The organism is Streptomyces hyaluromycini (assembly GCF_002217755.1).
GTDB lineage: Bacteria > Actinomycetota > Actinomycetes > Streptomycetales > Streptomycetaceae > Streptomyces > Streptomyces hyaluromycini.
Map to the genome: position 1 here is coordinate 1,036,680 of NZ_BCFL01000017.1, position 20,991 is coordinate 1,057,670.

The window sequence follows — 20,991 nt, forward strand, 5'->3', positions numbered from 1 at the left end:
CGCGAAACGGCGCCGCGCCCCGGATCACAACCGCGCGCAACCAGGCACAACCAGGCGCAACCAGGCACAACGGGAAAGAACCACGCACACATCGCACATCGGCTCGGATCAGCACACTTCACGGGGGCACGAGGGAGGGGAGCCACCATGGCATCGGACCACATCCGCCGCTGGGAGTCGGGAGCACTCGCGCACGCCGTCACGGACCCCTTCGGCCAGGGTCCCGTCCCCTGGCTGCGTGGCAGCGAGACCTATTTCGACGACACCGGTCATGTCGTCCCCTGGTACGTGGACCCCAGCCGGCCGCAGCCCACCGGCGAGAACCCCAGGGTCCCCGCACCGCGCACCGCCGTCGGCGGCCCGCGCTCGGCGGACGACGTGCACCGCCAGATCAAGGGGTTCACCTCGACCGGCGCGGTCGCCCCGGGCGAGGCCGTCGACTTCCACATCACCGTCGACCCGCCGCAGGAATTCAGCGTCGACGTCTACCGCATCGGCCACTACGGCGGTGACGGCGCATCCAAGATCACCACCAGCCCCCGGCTGTCCGGCATCGTCCAGCCCCCGCCGCTGGCCGCCGACCGCACGGTCTCCTGCCACCACTGGTGGCTGTCCTGGCGGCTGCAGGTTCCGTCGTACTGGAGCATCGGCGCGTATGTCGCCGTGCTCACCACGGCCGACGGCTACCGCTCCCACGTGCCCTTCACGATCCGCGACAACCACCCGGCCGACCTGCTGCTCCTGCTGCCGGACATCACCTGGCAGGCGTACAACCTCTACCCCGAGGACGGCCACACCGGGGCCAGCCTCTACCACGCCTGGGACGAGCGGGGCCGGCTGCTCGGCGAGGCCGACGCGGCGACCACCGTCTCCTTCGACCGGCCGTACGCCGGCGCCGGCCTGCCCCTGCACGTCGGCCACGCCTACGACTTCATCCGCTGGGCCGAGCGCTACGGCTACGACCTCGCCTACGCCGACGCCCGCGACCTGCACGCCGGCCGCGTCGACCCCACCCGCTACCGGGGCCTGGTCTTCCCGGGCCACGACGAGTACTGGTCCCCGCAGATGCGCCGCACGGTCGAACTGGCCCGCGACAGCGGCACGAGCCTTGTCTTCCTCTCCGCCAACACCATGTACTGGCAGGTGGAGTTGGGCCCCTCCCCGTCCGGGGTCGCGAACCGCCTGCTGACCTGCCGAAAACGCAGGGGCCCGGGAAAGCCCGTGCTCTGGCGCGAGATCGACCGGCCCGAACAGCAGACGGTCGGCATCCAGTACGCGGGCCGGGTGCCCGAGCCGTACCCCCTGATCGTGCGCAACGCGGGGCACTGGCTCTGGGAGGCCACCGGCGCGCACGAGCGCGACGAGCTCCCCGGCCTGGTGGCCGGCGAGGCCGACCGCTACTTCCCGCGCACCGCGCTGCCCGAGCACGAGGCGCGCATCCTGCTCGCCCACTCCCCCTACACCGACAACGACGGCGCGCTCCGCCACCAGGAGACCTCGCTCTACCGCGCCCCCTCCGGCGCCCTGGTCTTCGCCTCCGGCACCTTCGCCTGGTCCCCGGCCCTGGACCGCCCCGGCCATGTCGACCCCCGCGTCCAGCGCGCCACAGCCAACCTCCTGGACCGCATCTGCAAACACGACTGACCCGCACAGGCGTCCGCGTGGCCCCCGTGTCCGTGCGCAACCCGGCATACGGGAGAATCGAGGGCACCTGTACAGAACCACGGGGAGGAACCGTGTCCGGATTCGTCGAAAAGCCCGAGCCCGTGGAGGTGCCGGGTCTGGTGCATCTGCACACCGGCAAGGTGCGCGAGCTGTACCAGAACACGGCCGGCGACCTCGTGATGGTCGCCAGCGACCGCCTGTCCGCGTACGACTGGGTGCTGCCGTCCGAGATCCCCGACAAGGGCCGGGTGCTCACCCAGCTCTCCCTGTGGTGGTTCGACAAGCTCGCCGACCTGGCCCCCAACCACGTCATCAGCACGGAGCTGCCCGAGGGCGCCCCCGCCGACTGGGCGGGCCGCACCCTGATCTGCAAGTCCCTGAAGATGCTCCCGGTCGAGTGCGTGGCCCGCGGCTACCTCACCGGCTCGGGCCTCGCCGAGTACCAGGAGTCCCGCACGGTCTGCGGCCTCGCCCTGCCCGAGGGCCTGGTCGACGGCTCCGAGCTGCCCGCCCCGATCTTCACCCCGGCCACCAAGGCCGAGGTCGGCGAGCACGACGAGAACGTGTCGTACGAGGAGGTCGCCCGCCAGGTCGGCGCCGAGACCGCCGCCCAGCTGCGCCAGGCCACCCTCGCGGTGTACGGGCGGGCCCGGGACATCGCCCGGGACCGGGGGATCATCCTGGCCGACACGAAGTTCGAGTTCGGCTTCGACAACGACACCCTCGTCCTCGCCGACGAGGTCCTCACCCCGGACTCGTCCCGCTTCTGGCCGGCCGACGAGTGGCAGCCGGGCCGCGCCCAGCCGTCGTTCGACAAGCAGTACGTGCGCGACTGGCTGACCTCGGCGGAGTCCGGCTGGGACCGCAGGAGCGAGCAGCCCCCGCCGCCGCTGCCGGAGCAGGTGGTCGAGGCGACCCGCGCGAAGTACATCGAGGCGTACGAGCGGCTGACGGGCAACACCTGGTCGTGAACGCGGAAGGCCCCCGGCGGAAACCGGGGGCCTTCTCTTCTGAGCGGACGACGAGGCTCGAACTCGCGACCTCAACCTTGGCAAGGTTGCGCTCTACCAACTGAGCTACGTCCGCATGCGCCGTGGCGCGAGAGCAACTATACCCAACCTCGCTCCCGCGCGAGACGCACTGCCGCATGACGGTTCTCCGCACCGAGCTTGGTGACGGCCGAGGAGAGATAGTTCCGCACGGTCCCCGGCGACAGCGCGGCCCGCTCGGCGATCTCCGCGACCGGTGCCCCGTCGGCCGCCAGCTCCAGCACCTCGGCCTCCCGCGCGGTCAGCGGCGAGTCCCCGGCGGAGATCGCGTCGGCGGCCAACTCCGGGTCGATGTAGCGGTTTCCGGCGTGCACGGTCCGGATGATCTCCGCGAGCCGCTGCGCACTCACCGTCTTCGGGACGAACCCCCGCACACCGGCGGCCAGCGCTCGTTTCAGATGGCCGGGCCGCCCGTGACCGGTGACGATCAGCACCTGGCAGGCGGGCAGTTCGGTGCGCAGCGATGTGGCGACCCTCACACCGTCCGCGCCGGGCATCTGGAGGTCGAGCACCGCCACATCGGGGCGATGGGCCCGCGCCATGGCGAGCGCCTCCGGGCCGGTGGCCGCCTCGGCGACGACGACCAGGTCGTCCTCCAGGCCGAGCAGCGCGGCCAGCGCGCCCCGGATCAGATGCTCGTCGTCCGCGAGCAACAGCCGTACCGGAGACGTCATGAAGTGACTCCACTCACACTCGCATCAGCCGTGCGACCGGACAGCGGCACCGATGCCACCACCCGGAACCCGTCCGCTCCCACCGGCCCGGCCTCCAGCGTCCCGTCGACCACCGCGAGCCGCTCCCGCAGCCCGGCGAGCCCGGAGCCCCCGCTCCCGCCACGGTCCTGGCCCGTGCCACTCCCGCGCACCACGACCCCGTCGTTCTCCACCGTCAGCACCACACACCCCTCCCGCACCTTCAGTCCCACCGAGCACCGCCCCGCGTCCCCGTGCCGCAGCACGTTGGTGGTCGCCTCCCGCACCACCCACCCGAGCGCCGACTGGACCTCGGCGGGCAGCCCGCCGGTGTCGCCGGTCACCTCGCAGGAGATCCCCGCCGCCGTCAACACCCCCCGTGCACCGGCGAGTTCGGACCCCAGGTCGGCGTCCCGGTACCCCCGTACGACATCGCGCACCTCCCGCTGCGACTCCTGTGCGATCCGCTGCACCTCGATCATCTGCTCCACGGCCTCGGGCCGTTCGCGCCGGGCCAGCTGCACGGCCAGCTCGCTCTTGAGCGCGATGACGGCGAGGTTCCGGCCGAGCACGTCGTGCAGATCGCGCCCGAACCGCAGCCGTTCCTCGGCGACGGCGAGCCGGGCGCGGGTCTCCCGGGCCTCGTCGAGTTCGTAGACGGCGTTCAGCAGCCAGACGGAGAAGATCGCGGTGAAGGCGAGGAAGGCACTGCCGAGGAACACCACGAACGCGGTGACCAGCGCGGTCGGCGCGGGATAGCCCAGCGGGAAGGAGACGGCCCCCGCCCCGCACGCGAAGCCCGCGACGAGCGACAGCACGCGCCTGCGGTTGCGCACCCCCAGCGTCATGGTCCCGGCGCCGAAGGCCAGCACCCCGGTGAAGACGGTGCCGGCGGCGGCGCCCAGGTCCGGGCCGGAGCCGTGCTTGCGCAGGACGAGCACGACGACGGCGATGGCGTAGGTCGCCGTGCCGAGTGCCCAGAGCAGCCGCACCGGCTGGTCCCGGCGGCCCCGCGTCCAGTCCAGGGCCCGGGAGGCGGTCACCGCGCAGAGCAGTGCATGGCCGACGACCATCGCCATCATCCAGCCTGCGAGGTCCGCCCCCGCCTGCGCGAAGACCGGCAGCCCGATCGCCGCGACCTCGACCACCGCGAAGAAGTGGAACGACCACCGCGTGTACGTCTCGACCTTGGCGGGTGTGGTCTTCCCCCGCCACCAGGCACCTGCCCCGCTCATCCCGGTCCCGTTCCCCTCAGCGCCGAGGTTCCCAGCGGAACCACCGCCGTACAGCAAACACCGCGACCACGGTCCAGGCCAGCGCGGTGAGGACGGTGACCAGGGTCTGGTCCGCGCTCAGCTCGCCCGTCCAGCCGGCCCGGACCAGCCGGACGGCCGGGGAGAGCGGGAGGAGTTCGCCGGCCTTGGCGACCCGGTCGGGCAGGGCGTCCGCCGGGACGGCGATGCCCGAGCCCAGCATGGAGACGAAGACCAGGGGCAGCGCGGTGACCTGGGCGCTCTCGGTGGTCCGGGTGAAGGCTGCGGTGAGCGCGGCGAGCGCGGCACTGATCAGCAGCCCGAGGACGAGTCCGAGCAGGGTGAGGTACGGCGCCGCGGGCGCGCCCGCGTGGAGCAGCACCGTGCAGCCGACGGTCAGGACCAGCGCCTGCGCCAGGCCCAGGCAGACGGCGGGCAGGGCGGTCCCGGCGAGGATCTCCGCGTCGGACAGCTCGCCGGTGCGCAGCCGTTTGAGGACCAGTTCCTCGCGGCGGGCCACGTAGGCACTCACCAGGGAGGTGTACACGGCGAAGAGGAAGGAGAAGCCGATCGCGGCGGTCAGCATCAGGATGCCGATGTTCAGCCCTTTGCCCTTGAGGTCGAACTGGGCGATCGCGGGCCGTACGGTGATCGGCAGGGAGAGCGGCACGAGCAGCGCGACGAGCACCGCACTGCGGTTGCGGCCGAGGAGCAGCAGTTCGGCACGGGCGAGGGCGCCCAGCCGGCGACGGACCACGGCGCCCGTCGCCCGGATCCCCCCGAGAGCCGGCGCGTTCGGCGCGTTCATACGGCCGCCTCCTTCGCGATTCCCAGGAACGCCTCCTCCAGCGAGGCCGACCGCACCTCAAGGCGGCCCAGCTCGACCCCGGTCCGCTCGGCCCAGGTCAGCACTCCGGTGGCGGTGCGCTGCACCTCGCGCGTCCGCAGCCGTACGGCCCGGCCCTCGGCCTCGTGTCCGCACACGCCGAGTGCGGCGAGCGGCGGCAGGTCTCCGAGGAAGTACCCGTTGGGCAGTTCGAAGGAGATCCGCGCGGGCCGGCCCGCGGTCACCTCGGCCGGTGTCCCGGCGGCCGCGATGCGCCCCTCGTGCAGGATCGCGAGCCGGTCGGCGAGGTCCTCGGCCTCCTCCAGGTAGTGCGTGGTGAGCAGGACGGAGGTCCCGGCATCGCGCAGGGCGCGCACCAACTCCCAGGTGTCCCGGCGCCCTTCGGCGTCGAGTCCGGTCGTCGGCTCGTCCAGGAACAGCACCTCGGGCCGTCCGAGCAGCGCGAGTGCCAGGTCGAGGCGGCGGCGCTCCCCGCCGGAGAGCTGTTTGACCCGGACCTCCGCCCTGCCGCCGAGCCCGACCAGGCCGAGCGCCTCGGCCGCGGGCCGGGCTCTGGTCGTACAGCCGGCCCACATCCGTACCGTCTCGCCGACGGTCAGTTCGGAGGGGAAGCCGCCTTCCTGGAGCATCACGCCGGTGCGCGGGCGTACGGCGGCCCGCTCCCGGTGCGGATCGTGGCCCAGCACCCGCACCCGGCCCCCGTCCGGCGGCGTGAGTCCTTCCAGCAGTTCGACCGTCGATGTCTTTCCGGCGCCGTTGGTGCCGAGCAGCGCGAAGATCTCCCCGCGGGCCACGGAGAAGGTGATTCCGCGGACCGCCTGGAACCCGCCCCCGTAGACACGCCGGAGATCTGTGACCTCAATCACGTGTTCGTAGTCCATGGCTCCAGCGTCTCCGCTGCCGTGGCCCGGGAGCAGTGCGCGGTGTCATCACTCGCCATGACAAATGTCAGTGCGGGTGGGCGCATGAAAAAACCCCAGTCATATGACTGGGGTTTCCTCCATGAGCTGGAGCGGACGACGAGGCTCGAACTCGCGACCTCAACCTTGGCAAGGTTGCGCTCTACCAACTGAGCTACGTCCGCACTGCTCCCGACCGGCTCCCACCGATCGGTGCGAGCACCAGCCTACCTGATCCACAAGCATGCTCAGGACCGGCGGTGCAGAGCGGGTGACAGGAATTGCACACTGCGCCTTCCCCCTGGAAGGGGGATGTTCTGCTACTGAACTACACCCGCGTGTACTCCGTGGGCTCCGGCTTTTCGACCGTGTCCCTCGGCGTGCTCCAGACATTAGCTGATCAGCAGGGGGGTAGCGCAAGTCGGCTGCCCCCAGGGGCGGCTGACGCACCCTGAGGGCAGCCGGCCGCCCTCTCACTGGGCGGCGCTGAACGCCTCGTACACCTTCTTCGGGATGCGGCCGCGGGCCGGGACATCCATCTTGTTCGCCTGCGCCCAGGCGCGGACGGCCGCCGGGTCGGGGGCGACCTCCGTCTGCTTGTACGCCTTGCCCGACTTCGACCGCTTGCGGCCGGCGACCACGTACGGCTCCAGGGCCGTGCGCAGTTTCTTGGCGTTCGCTTGATTCAGATCGATCTCGTACGACTTGCCGTCGAGTCCGAAGGCGATCGTTTCCGCCGCTTCCGAGCCGTCGATGTCGTCAAAGAGAGTGACCACGACCTTCTGCGCCACGAATATTCGGTCCCTTCGTGTGGCACGTCTATACAGCTCATCGTCAGCACATCGGTGATGACCGCGATGGCGGGAGATGACGTGCCGAGTATCGGCTATTGCCAATTCATTTGTACAGTGCCTGGCAATACAAAGTGAAGCCCGACTAAATCCGTCCGGCGTGTCCCGGCGCAATAGATGTCACGGGCGAACCCGGGGAACTTTCCCAGAACTTTTCGTGCGGATCCGCCGCCGTCACCCGATCGTGATGCGGCTCACGTAGTTTCCTACAACTCTACCCGCGTAGAAATTTTGTGCGGGTAGTCTGAAGACACCGGTCGGGGACACCGACGGGTATCACGGGTATCTGCTCAGCAGTCAGCACCACAACACCGGGAGTGCCAGTGGCACGCGTCGTAGTCGACGTCATGCTCAAGCCGGAGATCCTCGACCCCCAGGGCCAGGCGGTCCAGCGTGCGCTGCCGCGCCTGGGTTTCGAGGGCATCTCCGACGTACGTCAGGGAAAGCGATTCGAACTGGAAGTTGACGGACCGGTCGACGAGGCTGCGCTCGCCCGCATCCATGATCTTGCGGAATCCTTCCTCGCCAACACCGTGATCGAGGACTTCACCGTCAAGGTGGAGGAAGTCGCGGAGGCGGCGAAGTGACCGCTCGTATTGGCGTCGTCACTTTCCCGGGAAGCCTCGACGACCGTGACACCCAGCGCGCGATCCGTCTCGCGGGTGCGGAACCTGTCGCTCTCTGGCACAAGGACAAGGACCTCCACCAGGTCGACGCGGTGGTTCTTCCCGGTGGTTTCTCCTACGGCGACTATCTGCGGGCCGGCGCCATCTCCCGCTTCTCGCCGGTGATGGAGACCGTCATCGAGCAGGCGAAGGCCGGCCTCCCGGTCCTCGGTATCTGCAACGGCTTCCAGGTCCTCACCGAGGCGCACCTGCTCCCCGGCGCGATGCTCGGCAACAACCACCTCCACTTCATCTGCCGCGACCAGAAGCTGCGGGTGGAGAACGCGGACACCGCCTGGACGGCCGACTACCGCGCGGGCCAGGAGATTCACATCCCGCTGAAGAACATGGACGGCCGGTACGTCGCCGACGAGTACACGCTCGACAAGCTGGAGGCCGAGGGCCGGGTCGTGTTCCGGTACGTCGACTTCAATCCGAACGGCTCGCTGCGCGACATCGCCGGCATCACCAACGAGGCCGGGAACGTCGTCGGCCTCATGCCGCACCCCGAGCACGCCGTCGAGCCGCTGATCGGCACGGGCCGTACCGACGGCCTCCCCTTCTTCACCTCGATCCTCAAGAAGCTGGTGGGCGCATGAGCCGGACGCCTCTGGACACGGTCGAGCACGCGGCCGCGACCCCCGACGTCGAGCTGCCCTGGGCCGAACTCGGCCTGAAGAAGGACGAGTACGAGCGGGTGGTGGAGATCCTCGGCCGCCGCCCGACCGGCGCCGAGCTCGCCATGTACTCGGTCATGTGGTCCGAGCACTGCTCGTACAAGTCCTCGAAGGTCCACCTCCGCCAGTTCGGCGAGAAGGCGCCGCAGAGCGACGCGCTGCTCGTCGGCATCGGCGAGAACGCGGGCGTGGTCGACGTCGGCCAGGGCTACGCGGTCACCTTCAAGGTCGAGTCGCACAACCACCCCTCGTACGTGGAGCCGTACCAGGGCGCCGCGACCGGTGTCGGCGGCATCGTCCGCGACATCATCGCGATGGGCGCCCGGCCGGTGGCCGTGGTCGACCCGCTGCGCTTCGGCGCCGCCGACCACCCCGACACCAAGCGCGTCCTGCCGGGTGTCGTCGCCGGCATCGGCGGCTACGGCAACTGCCTGGGCCTGCCCAACATCGGCGGCGAGGTCGTCTTCGACGCCTGCTACCAGGGCAACCCGCTGGTCAACGCGGGTGCCATCGGCGTGATGCGGCACGAGGACATCCACCTCGCCAAGGCCTCCGGCGCGGGCAACCAGGTCATCCTGTACGGCGCCCGGACCGGCGGCGACGGCATCGGCGGCGCGTCGATCCTCGCGAGCGAGACCTTCGACGACGCCAAGCCGTCCAAGCGCCCCGCCGTCCAGGTCGGCGACCCCTTCCAGGAGAAGCTCCTCATCGAGTGCACCCTGGAGGCCTTCCGGGAGAAGCTCGTCGTCGGCATCCAGGACCTCGGCGCGGCCGGTCTGTCCTGCGCCACCTCCGAGCTCGCCTCGAACGGCTCCGGCGGCATGACCGTCACCCTCGACGACGTCCCGCTGCGCGACTCCACGCTCTCGCCCGAGGAGATCCTCATGAGCGAGTCGCAGGAACGCATGTGCGCGGTGGTCGAGCCGGCCAAGGTCGCCCGCTTCCTGGAGATCTGCGAGAAGTGGGACGTCATCGCCACCGTCATCGGCGAGGTGACCGACGGCGACCGTCTTGAGATCTTCTGGCACGGCGAGAAGATCGTCGACGTCGACCCGCGCACGGTCGCCCACGACGGCCCGGTCTACGAGCGCCCCTACGCCCGCCCGTCCTGGCAGGACGAACTCCAGGCGGACGACGCGAACAAGCTCGCGCGCCCGGCCGACAGCGCGGAACTCCGCGCGCAGGTCCTTCAACTGGTGGGCTCCCCCAACCAGGCCTCCAAGAAGTGGATCACCTCCCAGTACGACCACTTCGTGCAGGGCAACACGGTCCTCGCCCAGCCCGAGGACTCCGGCATGATCCGCGTCGACGAGGCGACCGGCCTCGGCGTCGCCATCGCCACGGACGGCAACGGCCGCTACGCCAAGCTCGACCCGTACGCGGGCGCCCAGCTGGCCCTGGCCGAGGCCTACCGCAACGTGGCCACGACCGGTGCCAAGCCGCTCGCGGTCTCCGACTGCCTGAACTTCGGCTCGCCCGAGGACCCGGCGGTCATGTGGCAGTTCGCAGAGGCCGTGCGCGGTCTCGCCGACGGCTGCCTCCAGCTGGGCACCCCGGTGACCGGCGGCAACGTCTCGCTCTACAACCAGACCGGCGAGGCGGCCATCCACCCGACCCCGGTGGTCGCGGTCCTCGGCGTGATCGACGACGTGGCCCGCCGCACGCCGGTCGCCTTCCAGGAGGAGGGCCAGCTGCTCTACCTCCTCGGCGACACCCGTGAGGAGTTCGGCGGCTCGGCCTGGTCCCAGGTCGTCCACGACCACCTCGGCGGCCTGCCGCCGAAGGTCGACCTGGAGCGGGAGCGGCTGCTCGCCGAGATCCTGATCTCCGCCTCCCGCGACGGCATGATCGACTCGGCGCACGACCTGTCCGACGGCGGTCTGATCCAGGCCGTGGTCGAGTCCGCGCTGCTCGGCGGCAAGGGCGCGCGGCTGGTCGTACCGGACGGACTCGACGCGTTCACGTTCCTGCTCTCCGAGTCGGCCGGGCGCGCGATCGTCGCGGTGCCGCGCTCGGAGGAGGTCCGCTTCAACGACATGTGCGGCGCGCGCGGCCTTCCGGTCACCCGCATCGGTGTCGTCGACGGGGACTCGGTGGAGATCCAGGGCGAGTTCGAACTCCCCCTGACCGAGCTCCGTGAGGCACACGAGGGGACGATCGAGGCGCTGCTGGCGTAGCCGGCCGCACGACGACGAAGGCCCCGCCCGGATGTTTTTGGGCGGGGCCTTCTCGGCTCAACGGACGTAGTTCTTGAGGATCTCCGTGTCGAGTTCGATGCCCATCGGCTCGGGGAGGACCACCTTCTCGCCGAACTTCGCGGTGTGGACGGCGCGGTAGCCGCCGATCTGCCGGTCCGGGCCGCTGTGCACCGTGACCGTGCAGGAGTCGCGGTCGATCAGGAGGTACAGGGGGATCCCGGCCTGGCCGTACGCGGTCGGCTTCTCGTGCCGGTCCCGTCGGTCCGTGTCCGAGTCGTACGAGGTGATCTCGACGACCATGAGCGCGCCGTCCGGGTCGGCCCACTCGCCGTGTCCCGCGAAGTGGGCCTCCGGCGCGAGTACTGCGTCCGGCCTCGCCCTGCCTTCTCGACAGGCCTCCACCCGGAGCCCTCGGCCGTAGTACAGGTCCAGGTCGGGCCTGGTCTGCATACAGCGCCGGGCCAGCCAGGACACCATGGTGCTGTGGTCCCCGTCCGCCGCCTTCTTGACCCCGATCCGTCCGTTGGCGAACTCCAACGTGACGGTCTCGGGAGCCGCGGAGGCGATCGTTTCGAACTCCTCCACCGACATCTGAGACGCGCGCTCGGCCGTCATGCTGCACCCCCTTCCAGGCGAAGACCAGTGTTGTCAGGCTCCGGCGGTGCGGGGCGGGTTTCGCCGCGGATCACACCCACGGGTGATCACCCCGGCTGCGTCAGGCGTGCCCGGACAGCGGTGCGGTCGATGTCGAGTTCGGCCAGGAGTTCCGCCGCGGGATCGGGTCGCTCGCAGTCGAGCAGGGCCAGCAGCAGGTGTTCCGGTGTGATGCGGCGGCTGCGGGCCTTCTTCGTCTCGGCCAGGGCGCGAGGAAGGACCGCGCGGGCGCCCGAGGTGAAGGGGGTGCGCTTGCGCGAGGCGGGAACCGGTGCCCGCTCGATCCCCTGGACGTCGATGCCGACGACGGCCAGCGCGGACCGGTCGAGGGCGTCGAGGGCGGAGCGAGCGGTCTCCAGATCGGTGCCGAGGGCCCGGACCGCGCCGGGATCGTGCAGCACCCCCAGGAGGAGGTGTTCGGTACCGATGCGGCGGTCGCCGCGCAGCGTGGTTTCTTCGAGCGCCGATGCGACGGTCGCCCGGGCCTCTGCCGCGAACTGTTCGAACATGGTCGTCTCACTTCCCGTACTTGGCGTGGACGGACTGCCGGGACACGCCGAGGGCGTCCCCGATCTGCTCCCAGGACCATCCCTGTTCCCTGGCGCGCGCGACCGCCGCCGCCTCGACCTGTTCGGCCAGCCGGTGCAGGGCACCCACGGCCCGCAGTCCCACCGCGGGGTCGTGCGACCTGAGGCGTTCTGAGAGATCTCCTGCGTTCATGTGTGTCAGTCTGGATTGACACCCCTTTCCTTGTCAACCCAGACTGACAGAGAGGGGGTCGCATAGGCTCACCGCCATGCCTCAGGCCAAGAAGCGTGCCCGCAGTTACGACCCGGCCAGGACCCGTGCCGCGGTTCTCGCCCAGTTCGGCCATGTGAGAGCGGCCGTCGAGGGCCTAACCCCCGAGCAGCTCGCGCTCCCCACCCGGCTGGAGGGGTGGACCGTACGGGACCTCGCCGCCCACATCGGGATGGCGGTCACCGCCGTCCACCGGGCTCTGGACCAGCCGGAGCCGGCGAAGGCCGACGCGGTCCTCCTCGACTGGCCGTTCGGGACCTCCGGCAACGCCGCCGCCATCGCCGACTTCACCCGGCGCCTCGCCGCCGACCACCCCGACCTCGGCGCCTACCTCGCCGACGCCGACGCCGGCCTGCGCGCCCTGCTCGACGCACACCCCGGCACCCGGCTGCTCGCCACCAGCGCCGGCGCGCTCTCCCTCGACGACTACCTCGTCACCCGGGCCGTCGAACTGGTCGTCCACACCGACGACCTCAACGCGGCCGTGGCCGGGCTGGAGGTGCCGTACGACCGGCAGGCCCTGGCCGCCTGCACCCGGCTGCTCGCCGACGCGCTCGCCGTCAAGGCGCCCGGCGGCTCCACCGAGGTGCGGGTGCCGCCGTACGCCGTGGTGCAGTGCGTCGAAGGACCCCGGCACACCCGGGGCACCCCGCCGAACGTCGTCGAGACCGACCCGCTGACCTGGATCCGGCTGGCCGCCGGACGGCTGGCCTGGCAGGAGGCCGTGGCGGACGCCAGGGTCAGCGCCAGCGGGGAGCGGGCGGACCTCGGGGCGTACCTGCCCGTCATGGGGTGAGGAAACCCGTGAGGGAACCGATCGACCGGTGCGCGCCGTCGAAACGGCATGTACGGGTTGAAACAGCGCATGCGCCGTATGACCCTGACGGCGGCAGCGGCCGCCCTGCTCGTCCCGCTCGCGGTGGCCTGTGGCAGTGAGAGAGGTGTCTCCGTGGCGAGTCAACCGCCCGTGACCGGGATCGACTGGACCGTCGACAGCGTGACCGTCGACGGCACCACCCACCGCGCCCCGGCGCGCGCCCACGTGAAGATCGAGGACGGCCGGGCGGCCGGCAGCTTCGGGTGCAACCAGTTCAGCGCCACGGCTCAGATCACGGACGACCGGATCCGGCTGAGCCATGCCCGCACCACCCGGATGGCCTGCGACAACGCCCGGATGACCTTCGAGCGTGCGCTCGCCCGCACGCTCACCGCCGGGCCGCTGACCATGAAGGGCGAGGACGGGAAACTCACCCTCACCGCGGACGGCGGCGACCGTGTCCAGCTGTCCAGGGCATGACACGCGACAGGGGTGCCGCCCCCCGAATGATGTGCGACACCTCACTCAGGGATACCGTGTCTGGGGGTTGCGCCGGCACCGGTCCGCACGAACCGACGCCGCCTGGAGAAACCTCTCACCGTGCTGACCTGCGAAAATGGAGAAACCCACAACCGCGTCCGCGGGCGTAGATCCATTACGGCTGTGTATCCCCAATTCGGACCAGTGGTCGATCTCGCCTACACTCGGTGGCGTGCCACGTGGTGACGGTCTCCTCAATCACGATCTGCTCCCCGGTGAGAAGGGCCCCCAGGACGCTTGCGGCGTCTTCGGTGTCTGGGCTCCGGGCGAAGAGGTCGCCAAGCTCACGTACTTCGGGCTCTACGCCCTCCAGCATCGGGGTCAGGAATCCGCGGGAATCGCGGTCAGCAACGGCTCCCAGATCCTCGTCTTCAAGGACATGGGACTCGTCTCCCAGGTCTTCGACGAGACCTCGCTCGGTTCGCTCCAGGGTCATATCGCGGTCGGTCACGCCCGCTACTCGACCACCGGTGCCTCCGTGTGGGAGAACGCCCAGCCGACGTTCCGCGCCACCGCGCACGGCTCGATCGCGCTCGGCCACAACGGCAACCTCGTCAACACGGCGCAGCTCGCCGAGATGGTCGCCGAACTCCCGAAGGACCCGGGCGGCCGGTCCACCCGGGTCGCCGCCACCAACGACACCGACCTGCTCACCGCGCTCCTCGCGGCCCAGGTCGACGAGGACGGCAAGCCGCTGACCATCGAGGAGGCCGCGCACGCGGTCCTGCCGAAGGTCCGGGGCGCCTTCTCCCTCGTCTTCATGGACGAGCACACCCTCTATGCCGCCCGCGACCCGCAGGGGATCCGTCCTCTCGTCCTCGGCCGTCTTGAGCGCGGCTGGGTGATCGCCTCCGAGTCCGCCGCGCTCGACATCTGCGGCGCCAGCTTCGTCCGCGAGATCGAGCCGGGCGAGTTCGTCGCCATCGACGAGAACGGCCTGCGCACCTCGCGATTCGCTGACGCGAAGCCCAAGGGCTGTGTCTTCGAGTACGTGTACCTGGCCCGCCCCGACACCGACATCGCCGGGCGGAACGTCTACCTCTCCCGCGTGGAGATGGGCCGGAGGCTCGCCAAGGAAGCCCCGGTCGACGCCGACCTGGTGATAGCGACCCCGGAGTCCGGCACCCCGGCCGCCGTCGGCTACGCGGAGGCCTCCGGCATCCCCTTCGGTAACGGCCTGGTCAAGAACGCCTACGTCGGCCGGACCTTCATCCAGCCCTCGCAGACCATCCGGCAGCTCGGCATCCGCCTGAAGCTGAACCCGCTGAAGGAAGTCATCAAGGGCAAGCGCCTGGTCGTCGTCGACGACTCGATCGTGCGCGGCAACACCCAGCGCGCGCTCGTGCGGATGCTCCGGGAGGCGGGCGCCGCCGAGGTCCACATCCGGATCTCCTCGCCGCCGGTCAAGTGGCCGTGCTTCTTCGGCATCGACTTCGCCACCCGCGCCGAGCTCATCGCCAACGGCATGACCATCGAGGAGATCGGCACCTCGCTCGGAGCCGACTCGCTGGCGTACATCTCCATCGACGGCATGATCGAGGCGACCACCATCGCCAAGCCGAACCTCTGCCGTGCCTGCTTCGACGGCGAGTACCCGATGGAGCTCCCGGACCCCGAGCTGCTCGGCAAGCAGCTCCTGGAGACCGAGCTGGCGGCCGGTCCGGCAGCCACGGCCGCGGCCGACGCGATCCGTCGCCCGTAAGCCCTGTCATCAACCCGAAAGATCCCAGGCAATGTCTGAGAGCCCTGTTTCCGGTGCTTCCTACGCGGCTGCCGGTGTCGACATCGAGGCGGGCGACCGCGCCGTAGAGCTGATGAAGGAGTGGGTGAAGAAGACGCAGCGCCCCGAGGTCCTCGGTGGCCTCGGCGGCTTCGCCGGCCTCTTCGACGCCTCCGCCCTCAAGAACTACGAGCGCCCGCTGCTGGCCTCCGCCACGGACGGCGTGGGCACCAAGGTCGACATCGCCCGGCAGCTGGGTGTGTACGACACCATCGGCCACGACCTGGTCGCCATGGTCATGGACGACATCGTGGTGTGCGGTGCCGAGCCGCTGTTCATGACCGACTACATCTGCGTCGGCAAGGTCCACCCCGAGCGGGTCGCCGCCATCGTCAAGGGCATCGCCGAGGGCTGTGTGCTGGCCGGCTGCGCCCTGGTGGGCGGCGAGACGGCCGAGCACCCGGGCCTGCTCGGTGCGGACGACTTCGACGTGGCCGGCGCCGGTACGGGCGTCGTGGAGGCCGACCGGCTGCTCGGCGCGGATCGTATCCGTACGGGTGACGCGGTGATCGCCATGGCGTCCTCCGGGCTTCACTCGAACGGGTACTCCCTGGTCAGGCACGTCCTGCTGAACCAGGCGGGCCTCGCGCTCGACGCCCGCATCGAGGAGCTCGGCCGCACCCTCGGCGAGGAACTCCTGGAGCCGACCAAGATCTACTCGCTGGACTGCCTGGCCCTGATGCGCACGGCGGAGGTCCACGCCTTCAGCCACATCACCGGCGGCGGACTCGCCGCGAACCTGGCCCGGGTGATCCCGGACCACCTGCACGCCACCGTCGACCGCGCCACCTGGACCCCGGGTCCGATCTTCGACCTGGTCGGCCGCACCGGCAGCGTCGATCGGCTCGAACTGGAGAAGACGCTCAACATGGGCGTCGGCATGATCGCGATCGTCCCGCAGGAATCGGTGGAGGTGGCGCTGACCGCCCTGGCCGACCGCGGGGTCGAGGCCTGGGTGGCCGGCGAGATCACCGAGCGCGGCGAGCACACCACCGGAGCCGAACTGGTGGGGGACTACGCCTGACGGGCGGCCTCACGGACAGCTGTCAGCCGTATGGCAGCACGAAACCCGGTCCGGCGTAGGACCCCGGACCGGGTGAAGTGCAGTTGCTGCGAGAACCGCTGAGCCCACTGGGAGTGGTGCGTCAAGCTCCGCGACGATGCTGGGACGTCGGACCGGACTGGTCGTCCTCGTCCTCGTCGTCATCGTCGTCGTTATAGAGATCCGCGTACTGGGCGTACGGGTCGTCTTCGTCCTCGTCGTCGTCCTCGAACGGCTCGCCGTTCGGCGGCTGGCTCGAAGTCGATGCGCCCAGCTCGCTGGCCAGACGTGACAGGTCAGTCCCACCGCTGTTGTACTTCAGCTGGCGGGCGACCTTCGTCTGCTTGGCCTTGGCCCGGCCGCGCCCCATGGCTCGACCCCCTCGGTGACGGGGCTCGACGGCCCCAGAGTCTGACACGCGTTCATGATCCGGAACGGACTCTCCTCGGAGAGACCGGTCCGTAGGGCTTCCACGGTACCTGAGCCCGCGCCCATACGGTACGTCGCCCGCACCACGCGCCTGACTCCATGACCCGCGAGGCGCCCCGTCCCCGCTGGTCAACCACGATTTTAACCACTTCCTGGCGGACGACCCGCCGACGAACGTGAGAGTTCTCTCCAACTGTCCGCCGGCAGGTACCGGAAATCCGTCCGGAAACCCGGCGTCAGGTCAGCGTCCACCCGCCGTTGCCGCTTCGTGCATCCGCTGTTCGGCGATCCGGTCGGCCGCCGCGGCCGGCGGAATCCCGTCGTCCTTCGCACGTGCGAATATGGCCAGCGTGGTGTCGAAGATCTTCGCCGCCTTGGCCTTGCACCGGTCGAAGTCGAACCCGTGCAGCTCGTCGGCGACCTGGATGACCCCGCCCGCGTTCACCACGTAGTCCGGCGCGTAGAGGATCCCGCGGTCGGCGAGGTCCTTCTCGACGCCCGGGTGGGCGAGCTGGTTGTTGGCCGCACCGCACACCACCTGGGCGGTCAGCACCGGCACGGACGCGTCGCTCAGGGCGCCGCCGAGCGCGCAGGGGGCGTAGACGTCGAGGCCCTCGACCCGGATCAGGGCGTCGGTGTCGGCGGCCACGCGCACGGAAGGGTGCTTGTCGGCGATGCGCCGGACGGCTTCCGGGCGTACGTCGGTGATCACGACCTCGGCGCCCTCGTCCAGGAGGTGTTCCACCAGGTGGTGGCCGACCTTGCCGACGCCCGCGATGCCGACGGCACGGCCGCGCAGCGAGGGGTCGCCCCACAGGTGCTGGGCGCTGGCCCGCATGCCCTGGTAGACGCCGTAGGCGGTGAGCACGGAGGAGTCGCCGGCGCCGCCGTTCTCCGGGGAGCGGCCGGTGGTCCAGCGGCACTCTCGGGCCACCACGTCCATGTCGGCGACATACGTGCCGACGTCGCAGGCGGTGACGTACCGGCCGCCGAGCGAGGCCACGAACCGCCCGTAGGCGAGCAGCAGCTCCTCGGTCTTGTCGCGGTCCGGGTCCCCGATGATCACGGCCTTGCCGCCGCCGTGGTCGAGCCCGGCCATGGCGTTCTTGTACGACATCCCGCGCGCGAGGTTGAGGGCGTCGGCGACGGCCTCCTCCTCGTTGGCGTACGGGTAGAAGCGGGTGCCGCCGAGGGCGGGGCCCAGTGCGGTGGAGTGGATGGCGATGACGGCCTTGAGGCCGCTCTTGCGGTCCTGGCAGAGCACGACCTGCTCGTGACCGCCCTGGTCCGAGTGGAACAGGGTGTGCAGGACGCCGGTGGAAACGTCGGTCACTGTGGTGACTCCCGGTTGTGTCGCGTGTGTCGCGGCGGGTGGAAGCTGGGGCTCCCGTAAGGGTGGCGGGGGCCTGGCATGAGCGTAGAGCCATTGCCCGTACACCATCCGCGCAGTGTTCAGGATCACTCTCCCGTGCCGTGTGCGCACGTATGAGCGTGGGACGATTTGCTGTGGTTTCCGCGGCCGGCCCCGGCCGGCTCTGTCATGGCTCCGCCGTGGGTTCCGCTGGTTTCGAGCCCGGTCCGATGGGGAGGGAGCAGGCGTGCCCAAGGTGTCCTCGGTGGTCGTCCCCTACGCGACGTACCTGCGTGTGTACGAGCCGCTGGCCGCCTTCCCGGACCGGGAGCGCGACCACTGGACGCGCTACGCCCGCCGCCCGGAGCGCCCCTCGTACCAGGACGAACTCCGCCGTTCCCTGGCCGACTTGCTGCCCACCCCGCCGGTCGCGGTGCCGGTGCAGGAGAGCGGCGACGCCTTCGTCCTGGAGGTCGACGGCGTCGTCTGCGTCTGCCCGTGGCGGACCCGGCTGCGCGGCTGGCAGGCCCTGCAGGAGCTCTCCGACGAACTGCCGAAGCCGGTCCTGGACGCGATGCTCCCGCCGGTCGTGCGCCGGCAGGCCGCCATGGACTACGAGCGCTGGCTGGTCCGCAACCCCGACTCCCGGCCCTGGATCCGCACCGCGACCTGGCAGGTGCCGCTGAACTGGTTCGTGCTGGTCTCCGACGAGGAGCGCCGGTACGAGAAGGGCACCGCGGAGATCCCGCCGATGCTGCGCTACCGCACGCCGATGGTGCAGGCCCGGCGCCGGGTGGCCCGGGCGTTGCGCACGCTCAAGGACACCGTGGAGGAAGGGCCGCTGATCGACGGCCTGGTGGACGTCGGCCGCTGGCTGGAGGAGTTCCACCCGCGCTCGCTGGTCGAGCTGGACTACGGCGGTCTGGTGCACACCCTGCCGGCCGGGGATCTCGAGGACGACCATTCCGCGGCCGACGTGGCGGCCGGCATCGAGGCGCTGCGCCAGGGCGACGGGGCCGCGGCCGGGGAGGCGTACGGGCGGCTGGTGGAGCGGTGGCGGACGGTACGGGACCGCCGGTCGGCGAACTGAGTGCCGGTCTGAGTGCGGGTCTGAGTACTGATGCCCGCTGATCCGTACTGAGTGACGGGGTGTCTGATGCTGTTTACAACCGGATGACACCTGCGTGACGTGTGTGCGGTGAGTGATGTACATCACGGCCCAGAAGCCATGAAACAACGTACGTTGACGGCACTTCAGTGAACGCACTGGACGTTGGATCTCGATCCGGGCTTTTGCGTCAAGGGTGACGGATAGCACTTACACGGCTCTTGCGCCTCTTGCCACTCCTCGTGCCAAAATAGGACAAGGAGTCCGGGGAAGGCTCCATCCGTCCAAGTGTGGTGCACTGTGGGCGGATTCTCAGCATTACGTGCTTTGGGGGGTCTGGTGACTCCTGATCGTCCTGTGACTGATCGTCACAGAGGCGTGACTGTCCGCTATGGCATGGTCCATCGGCTTCCGCGGCTGATGCCTACCTGGGAGGGCAATTCCATCGGTTTGGCCGACGCGGCTGGACAGATGGTGTAGTTGTAGTGCCGAGGACAAGCCGTTCGTCCTATAACCGACTCGACTCGCGTCCGCCATTTCGGGCAACGCGGGTCAAGGTGCAGAATTTAGAGGAAAGAACCGAGAAGGTTCGGTTCTCCCGAGGAGGCCGCTCATGACCGCTCGCACCCCTGATGCCGAGCCGCTGCTGACCCCGGCTGAGGTCGCCACGATGTTCCGCGTCGACCCCAAGACGGTCACGCGGTGGGCGAAGGCCGGCAAGCTCACGTCGATCCGCACGCTCGGCGGACACCGCCGCTACCGCGAGGCTGAGGTGCGCGCCCTGCTGGCGGGCATCCCCCAGCAGCGCAGCGAGGCCTGACCCAACTGAATAGCGGGCAAACCGACCGGTCCCCCAACTGGCCGAGGTGCCCGAAACCCTAGCTCCAAGCGACGCGGGACCTGCCCCAACAGGGCCCACGCCCAGGCCGACAAGAACTTCTCAGGCAAGCGACACAGGGTGCGTCGTAGATCGCGCTGGACTCCGCCGGGTCCAGTGCGATCTTTTTTGTGCGTCCATGGGGTCCTGTGGGGCCTTGGCCCACCGTAACCAGCGGCTCTGTGAGCAGCCTTGTCGGAGTCTGGGCGGCGCTGTCGGATCTGCTGTGCACGCACCCGGAGGGCGTCCCGGGCGGGTCCGCAGGGTGGTGCAATTGCACATATTAAATTGACCAGTTGTAGGAAGGGGGTAAGTGGCGTCGTTTCGGAAACTCATGCGGTGACACCCGTCACATACCGCACGGGTTGTTTGTACTGTCCCGGGTGCGATAGAGGGGCCGCACGCTCCATCGGCCCTTGGGGGAACGGCCGTTGGGCGTACCGTCATGCGCCGACGGGACCCTGGTCCTCCATGGCGTCCTCGGGGGCCTCCGCGGTGTGCGGGGCGGAGTCCATGGCCAGCCGCAGCAGCCGGTGGCAGACCGGACAGTGACGGGTCAGATGCCGGTACGACGAGGCGGCCGCCAGGTGGGCCCTCAGCAGCGCCCGCGTCTCGTGCCGCACCGAAGCCGCCATACGCCACCTCCAGAAGAGGGCCGAGGGGAAGCGGGCCCTGTCTTCTGGGTACCGAGCGAATGTGACGCCGTCAATGGCGCGGACTCTTTCCCAGCCGCCGCCTTCTGACCGCCCTCGCCCTCCTACCCCGCGGCGGTGCCGGGCACGGAAAAGGCCCACCTCCC

Annotated in this window: 22 protein-coding genes and 3 tRNA genes; 11 read left to right on the plus strand and 14 right to left on the minus strand. The window is 70.0% G+C overall.

Features of this window, described 5'->3' with window-relative positions; translation table 11 throughout:
- The first annotated feature begins 147 nt into the window (after nt 1-147).
- Together SSP29_RS55495 and SSP29_RS55500 are read left to right on the plus strand one after the other, a co-directional pair.
- Nucleotides 148-1,644: a N,N-dimethylformamidase beta subunit family domain-containing protein gene (locus tag SSP29_RS55495; RefSeq protein WP_089100640.1), complete on the plus strand. Its 1,497-nt coding sequence runs from the start codon at nt 148-150 to the stop codon at nt 1,642-1,644.
- Between the two features lie 92 nt (nt 1,645-1,736).
- Nucleotides 1,737-2,636 carry a phosphoribosylaminoimidazolesuccinocarboxamide synthase gene (locus SSP29_RS55500; protein WP_089100641.1) on the plus strand — a complete coding sequence of 300 codons (900 nt, stop codon included), beginning with the start codon at nt 1,737-1,739 and terminating at the stop codon, nt 2,634-2,636.
- A gap of 42 nt (nt 2,637-2,678) precedes the next feature.
- Here SSP29_RS55500 and SSP29_RS12695 read toward each other — a convergent pair.
- The 8 genes from SSP29_RS12695 to SSP29_RS55505 form a co-directional block, all read right to left on the minus strand.
- A tRNA-Gly gene (locus tag SSP29_RS12695) sits at nt 2,679-2,751 on the minus strand.
- Nucleotides 2,752-2,773: 22 nt separating this feature from the next.
- Nucleotides 2,774-3,388, minus strand: a complete 615-nt coding sequence (locus tag SSP29_RS12700) for a response regulator transcription factor (RefSeq protein WP_089100642.1) — start codon at nt 3,386-3,388, stop codon at nt 2,774-2,776.
- Nucleotides 3,385-4,641, minus strand: coding sequence for a sensor histidine kinase (locus SSP29_RS12705; RefSeq protein WP_089100643.1), 1,257 nt, complete (start codon nt 4,639-4,641; stop codon nt 3,385-3,387). The genes SSP29_RS12700 and SSP29_RS12705 overlap by 4 nt, the downstream gene beginning before the upstream one ends.
- Before the next feature lie 16 nt (nt 4,642-4,657).
- Entirely contained in the window at nt 4,658-5,467 is an 810-nt protein-coding gene (locus tag SSP29_RS12710) for an ABC transporter permease (protein WP_089100644.1), read from the minus strand.
- Complete coding sequence (locus SSP29_RS12715) at nt 5,464-6,387, minus strand: ABC transporter ATP-binding protein (RefSeq protein WP_089100645.1); 924 nt, start codon at nt 6,385-6,387, stop codon at nt 5,464-5,466. Before SSP29_RS12715 ends, SSP29_RS12710 begins: the two co-directional genes overlap by 4 nt.
- Before the next feature lie 127 nt (nt 6,388-6,514).
- A tRNA-Gly gene (locus SSP29_RS12720) sits at nt 6,515-6,590 on the minus strand.
- A gap of 81 nt (nt 6,591-6,671) precedes the next feature.
- A tRNA-Gly gene (locus SSP29_RS12725) sits at nt 6,672-6,743 on the minus strand.
- Between the two features lie 135 nt (nt 6,744-6,878).
- The gene (locus SSP29_RS55505; RefSeq protein ID WP_046733685.1) at nt 6,879-7,196 is read right to left on the minus strand and encodes a histone-like nucleoid-structuring protein Lsr2; all 318 of its coding nucleotides are present in this window, start codon (nt 7,194-7,196) and stop codon (nt 6,879-6,881) included.
- A gap of 383 nt (nt 7,197-7,579) precedes the next feature.
- On the opposite strand from SSP29_RS55505, the gene purS reads away from it, so the two are divergent.
- The 3 genes from purS to purL are packed head-to-tail and all read left to right on the plus strand — an operon-like array spanning nt 7,580 to nt 10,775.
- Nucleotides 7,580-7,843: a phosphoribosylformylglycinamidine synthase subunit PurS gene (gene purS, locus SSP29_RS12735; protein WP_015659417.1), complete on the plus strand. Its 264-nt coding sequence runs from the start codon at nt 7,580-7,582 to the stop codon at nt 7,841-7,843.
- Nucleotides 7,840-8,520, plus strand: a complete 681-nt coding sequence (gene purQ, locus SSP29_RS12740) for a phosphoribosylformylglycinamidine synthase subunit PurQ (protein WP_089100646.1) — start codon at nt 7,840-7,842, stop codon at nt 8,518-8,520. The genes purS and purQ overlap by 4 nt, the downstream gene beginning before the upstream one ends.
- Nucleotides 8,517-10,775, plus strand: a complete 2,259-nt coding sequence (purL, locus tag SSP29_RS12745; RefSeq protein ID WP_089100647.1) for a phosphoribosylformylglycinamidine synthase subunit PurL — start codon at nt 8,517-8,519, stop codon at nt 10,773-10,775. Before purQ ends, purL begins: the two co-directional genes overlap by 4 nt.
- 57 nt (nt 10,776-10,832) lie before the next feature.
- Here the strand turns inward: purL and SSP29_RS12750 are convergent, their stop codons facing one another.
- From SSP29_RS12750 to SSP29_RS12760, 3 genes are all read right to left on the minus strand, one after another.
- A complete protein-coding gene (locus SSP29_RS12750; protein WP_150134048.1) occupies nt 10,833-11,411 on the minus strand; it encodes a Uma2 family endonuclease in 579 nt (192 codons plus the stop codon).
- Between the two features lie 86 nt (nt 11,412-11,497).
- Nucleotides 11,498-11,959: a Clp protease N-terminal domain-containing protein gene (locus tag SSP29_RS12755; protein ID WP_089100648.1), complete on the minus strand. Its 462-nt coding sequence runs from the start codon at nt 11,957-11,959 to the stop codon at nt 11,498-11,500.
- 7 nt (nt 11,960-11,966) lie between these two features.
- On the minus strand, nt 11,967-12,170 hold the full coding sequence (locus SSP29_RS12760) for a helix-turn-helix domain-containing protein (protein WP_089100649.1): 204 nt from the start codon (nt 12,168-12,170) through the stop codon (nt 11,967-11,969).
- A 76-nt stretch (nt 12,171-12,246) separates the two neighbouring features.
- On the opposite strand from SSP29_RS12760, the gene SSP29_RS12765 reads away from it, so the two are divergent.
- The 4 genes from SSP29_RS12765 (at nt 12,247) to purM (ending at nt 16,409) form a co-directional block, all read left to right on the plus strand.
- Complete coding sequence (locus SSP29_RS12765) at nt 12,247-13,044, plus strand: maleylpyruvate isomerase family mycothiol-dependent enzyme (RefSeq protein ID WP_089100650.1); 798 nt, start codon at nt 12,247-12,249, stop codon at nt 13,042-13,044.
- Nucleotides 13,045-13,113: 69 nt separating this feature from the next.
- Nucleotides 13,114-13,545, plus strand: a complete 432-nt coding sequence (locus SSP29_RS12770) for an META domain-containing protein (protein ID WP_245883078.1) — start codon at nt 13,114-13,116, stop codon at nt 13,543-13,545.
- A gap of 232 nt (nt 13,546-13,777) precedes the next feature.
- Nucleotides 13,778-15,307 carry an amidophosphoribosyltransferase gene (gene purF, locus SSP29_RS12775; RefSeq protein ID WP_089100652.1) on the plus strand — a complete coding sequence of 510 codons (1,530 nt, stop codon included), beginning with the start codon at nt 13,778-13,780 and terminating at the stop codon, nt 15,305-15,307.
- Nucleotides 15,308-15,338: 31 nt separating this feature from the next.
- Complete coding sequence (purM, locus tag SSP29_RS12780) at nt 15,339-16,409, plus strand: phosphoribosylformylglycinamidine cyclo-ligase (protein ID WP_089100653.1); 1,071 nt, start codon at nt 15,339-15,341, stop codon at nt 16,407-16,409.
- Between the two features lie 121 nt (nt 16,410-16,530).
- On the opposite strand, the gene SSP29_RS12785 is transcribed toward purM, so the two are convergent.
- Both SSP29_RS12785 and SSP29_RS12790 read right to left on the minus strand, forming a co-directional pair.
- A complete protein-coding gene (locus SSP29_RS12785; protein ID WP_089100654.1) occupies nt 16,531-16,797 on the minus strand; it encodes a DUF3073 domain-containing protein in 267 nt (88 codons plus the stop codon).
- A gap of 300 nt (nt 16,798-17,097) precedes the next feature.
- Nucleotides 17,098-18,189, minus strand: coding sequence for a Leu/Phe/Val dehydrogenase (locus SSP29_RS12790; protein ID WP_089100655.1), 1,092 nt, complete (start codon nt 18,187-18,189; stop codon nt 17,098-17,100).
- Between the two features lie 265 nt (nt 18,190-18,454).
- Here SSP29_RS12790 and SSP29_RS12795 point away from each other — a divergent pair, with 265 nt between their 5' ends.
- Nucleotides 18,455-19,297: a DUF8083 family protein gene (locus SSP29_RS12795; protein WP_089100656.1), complete on the plus strand. Its 843-nt coding sequence runs from the start codon at nt 18,455-18,457 to the stop codon at nt 19,295-19,297.
- A 631-nt stretch (nt 19,298-19,928) separates the two neighbouring features.
- Nucleotides 19,929-20,135, plus strand: coding sequence for a developmental transcriptional regulator BldC (bldC, locus tag SSP29_RS12800; RefSeq protein ID WP_003949541.1), 207 nt, complete (start codon nt 19,929-19,931; stop codon nt 20,133-20,135).
- A 500-nt stretch (nt 20,136-20,635) separates the two neighbouring features.
- Here bldC and SSP29_RS12805 read toward each other — a convergent pair whose 3' ends face one another.
- A complete protein-coding gene (locus tag SSP29_RS12805) occupies nt 20,636-20,827 on the minus strand; it encodes a DUF6274 family protein (protein ID WP_089100657.1) in 192 nt (63 codons plus the stop codon).
- Nucleotides 20,828-20,991 lie beyond the last annotated feature (164 nt).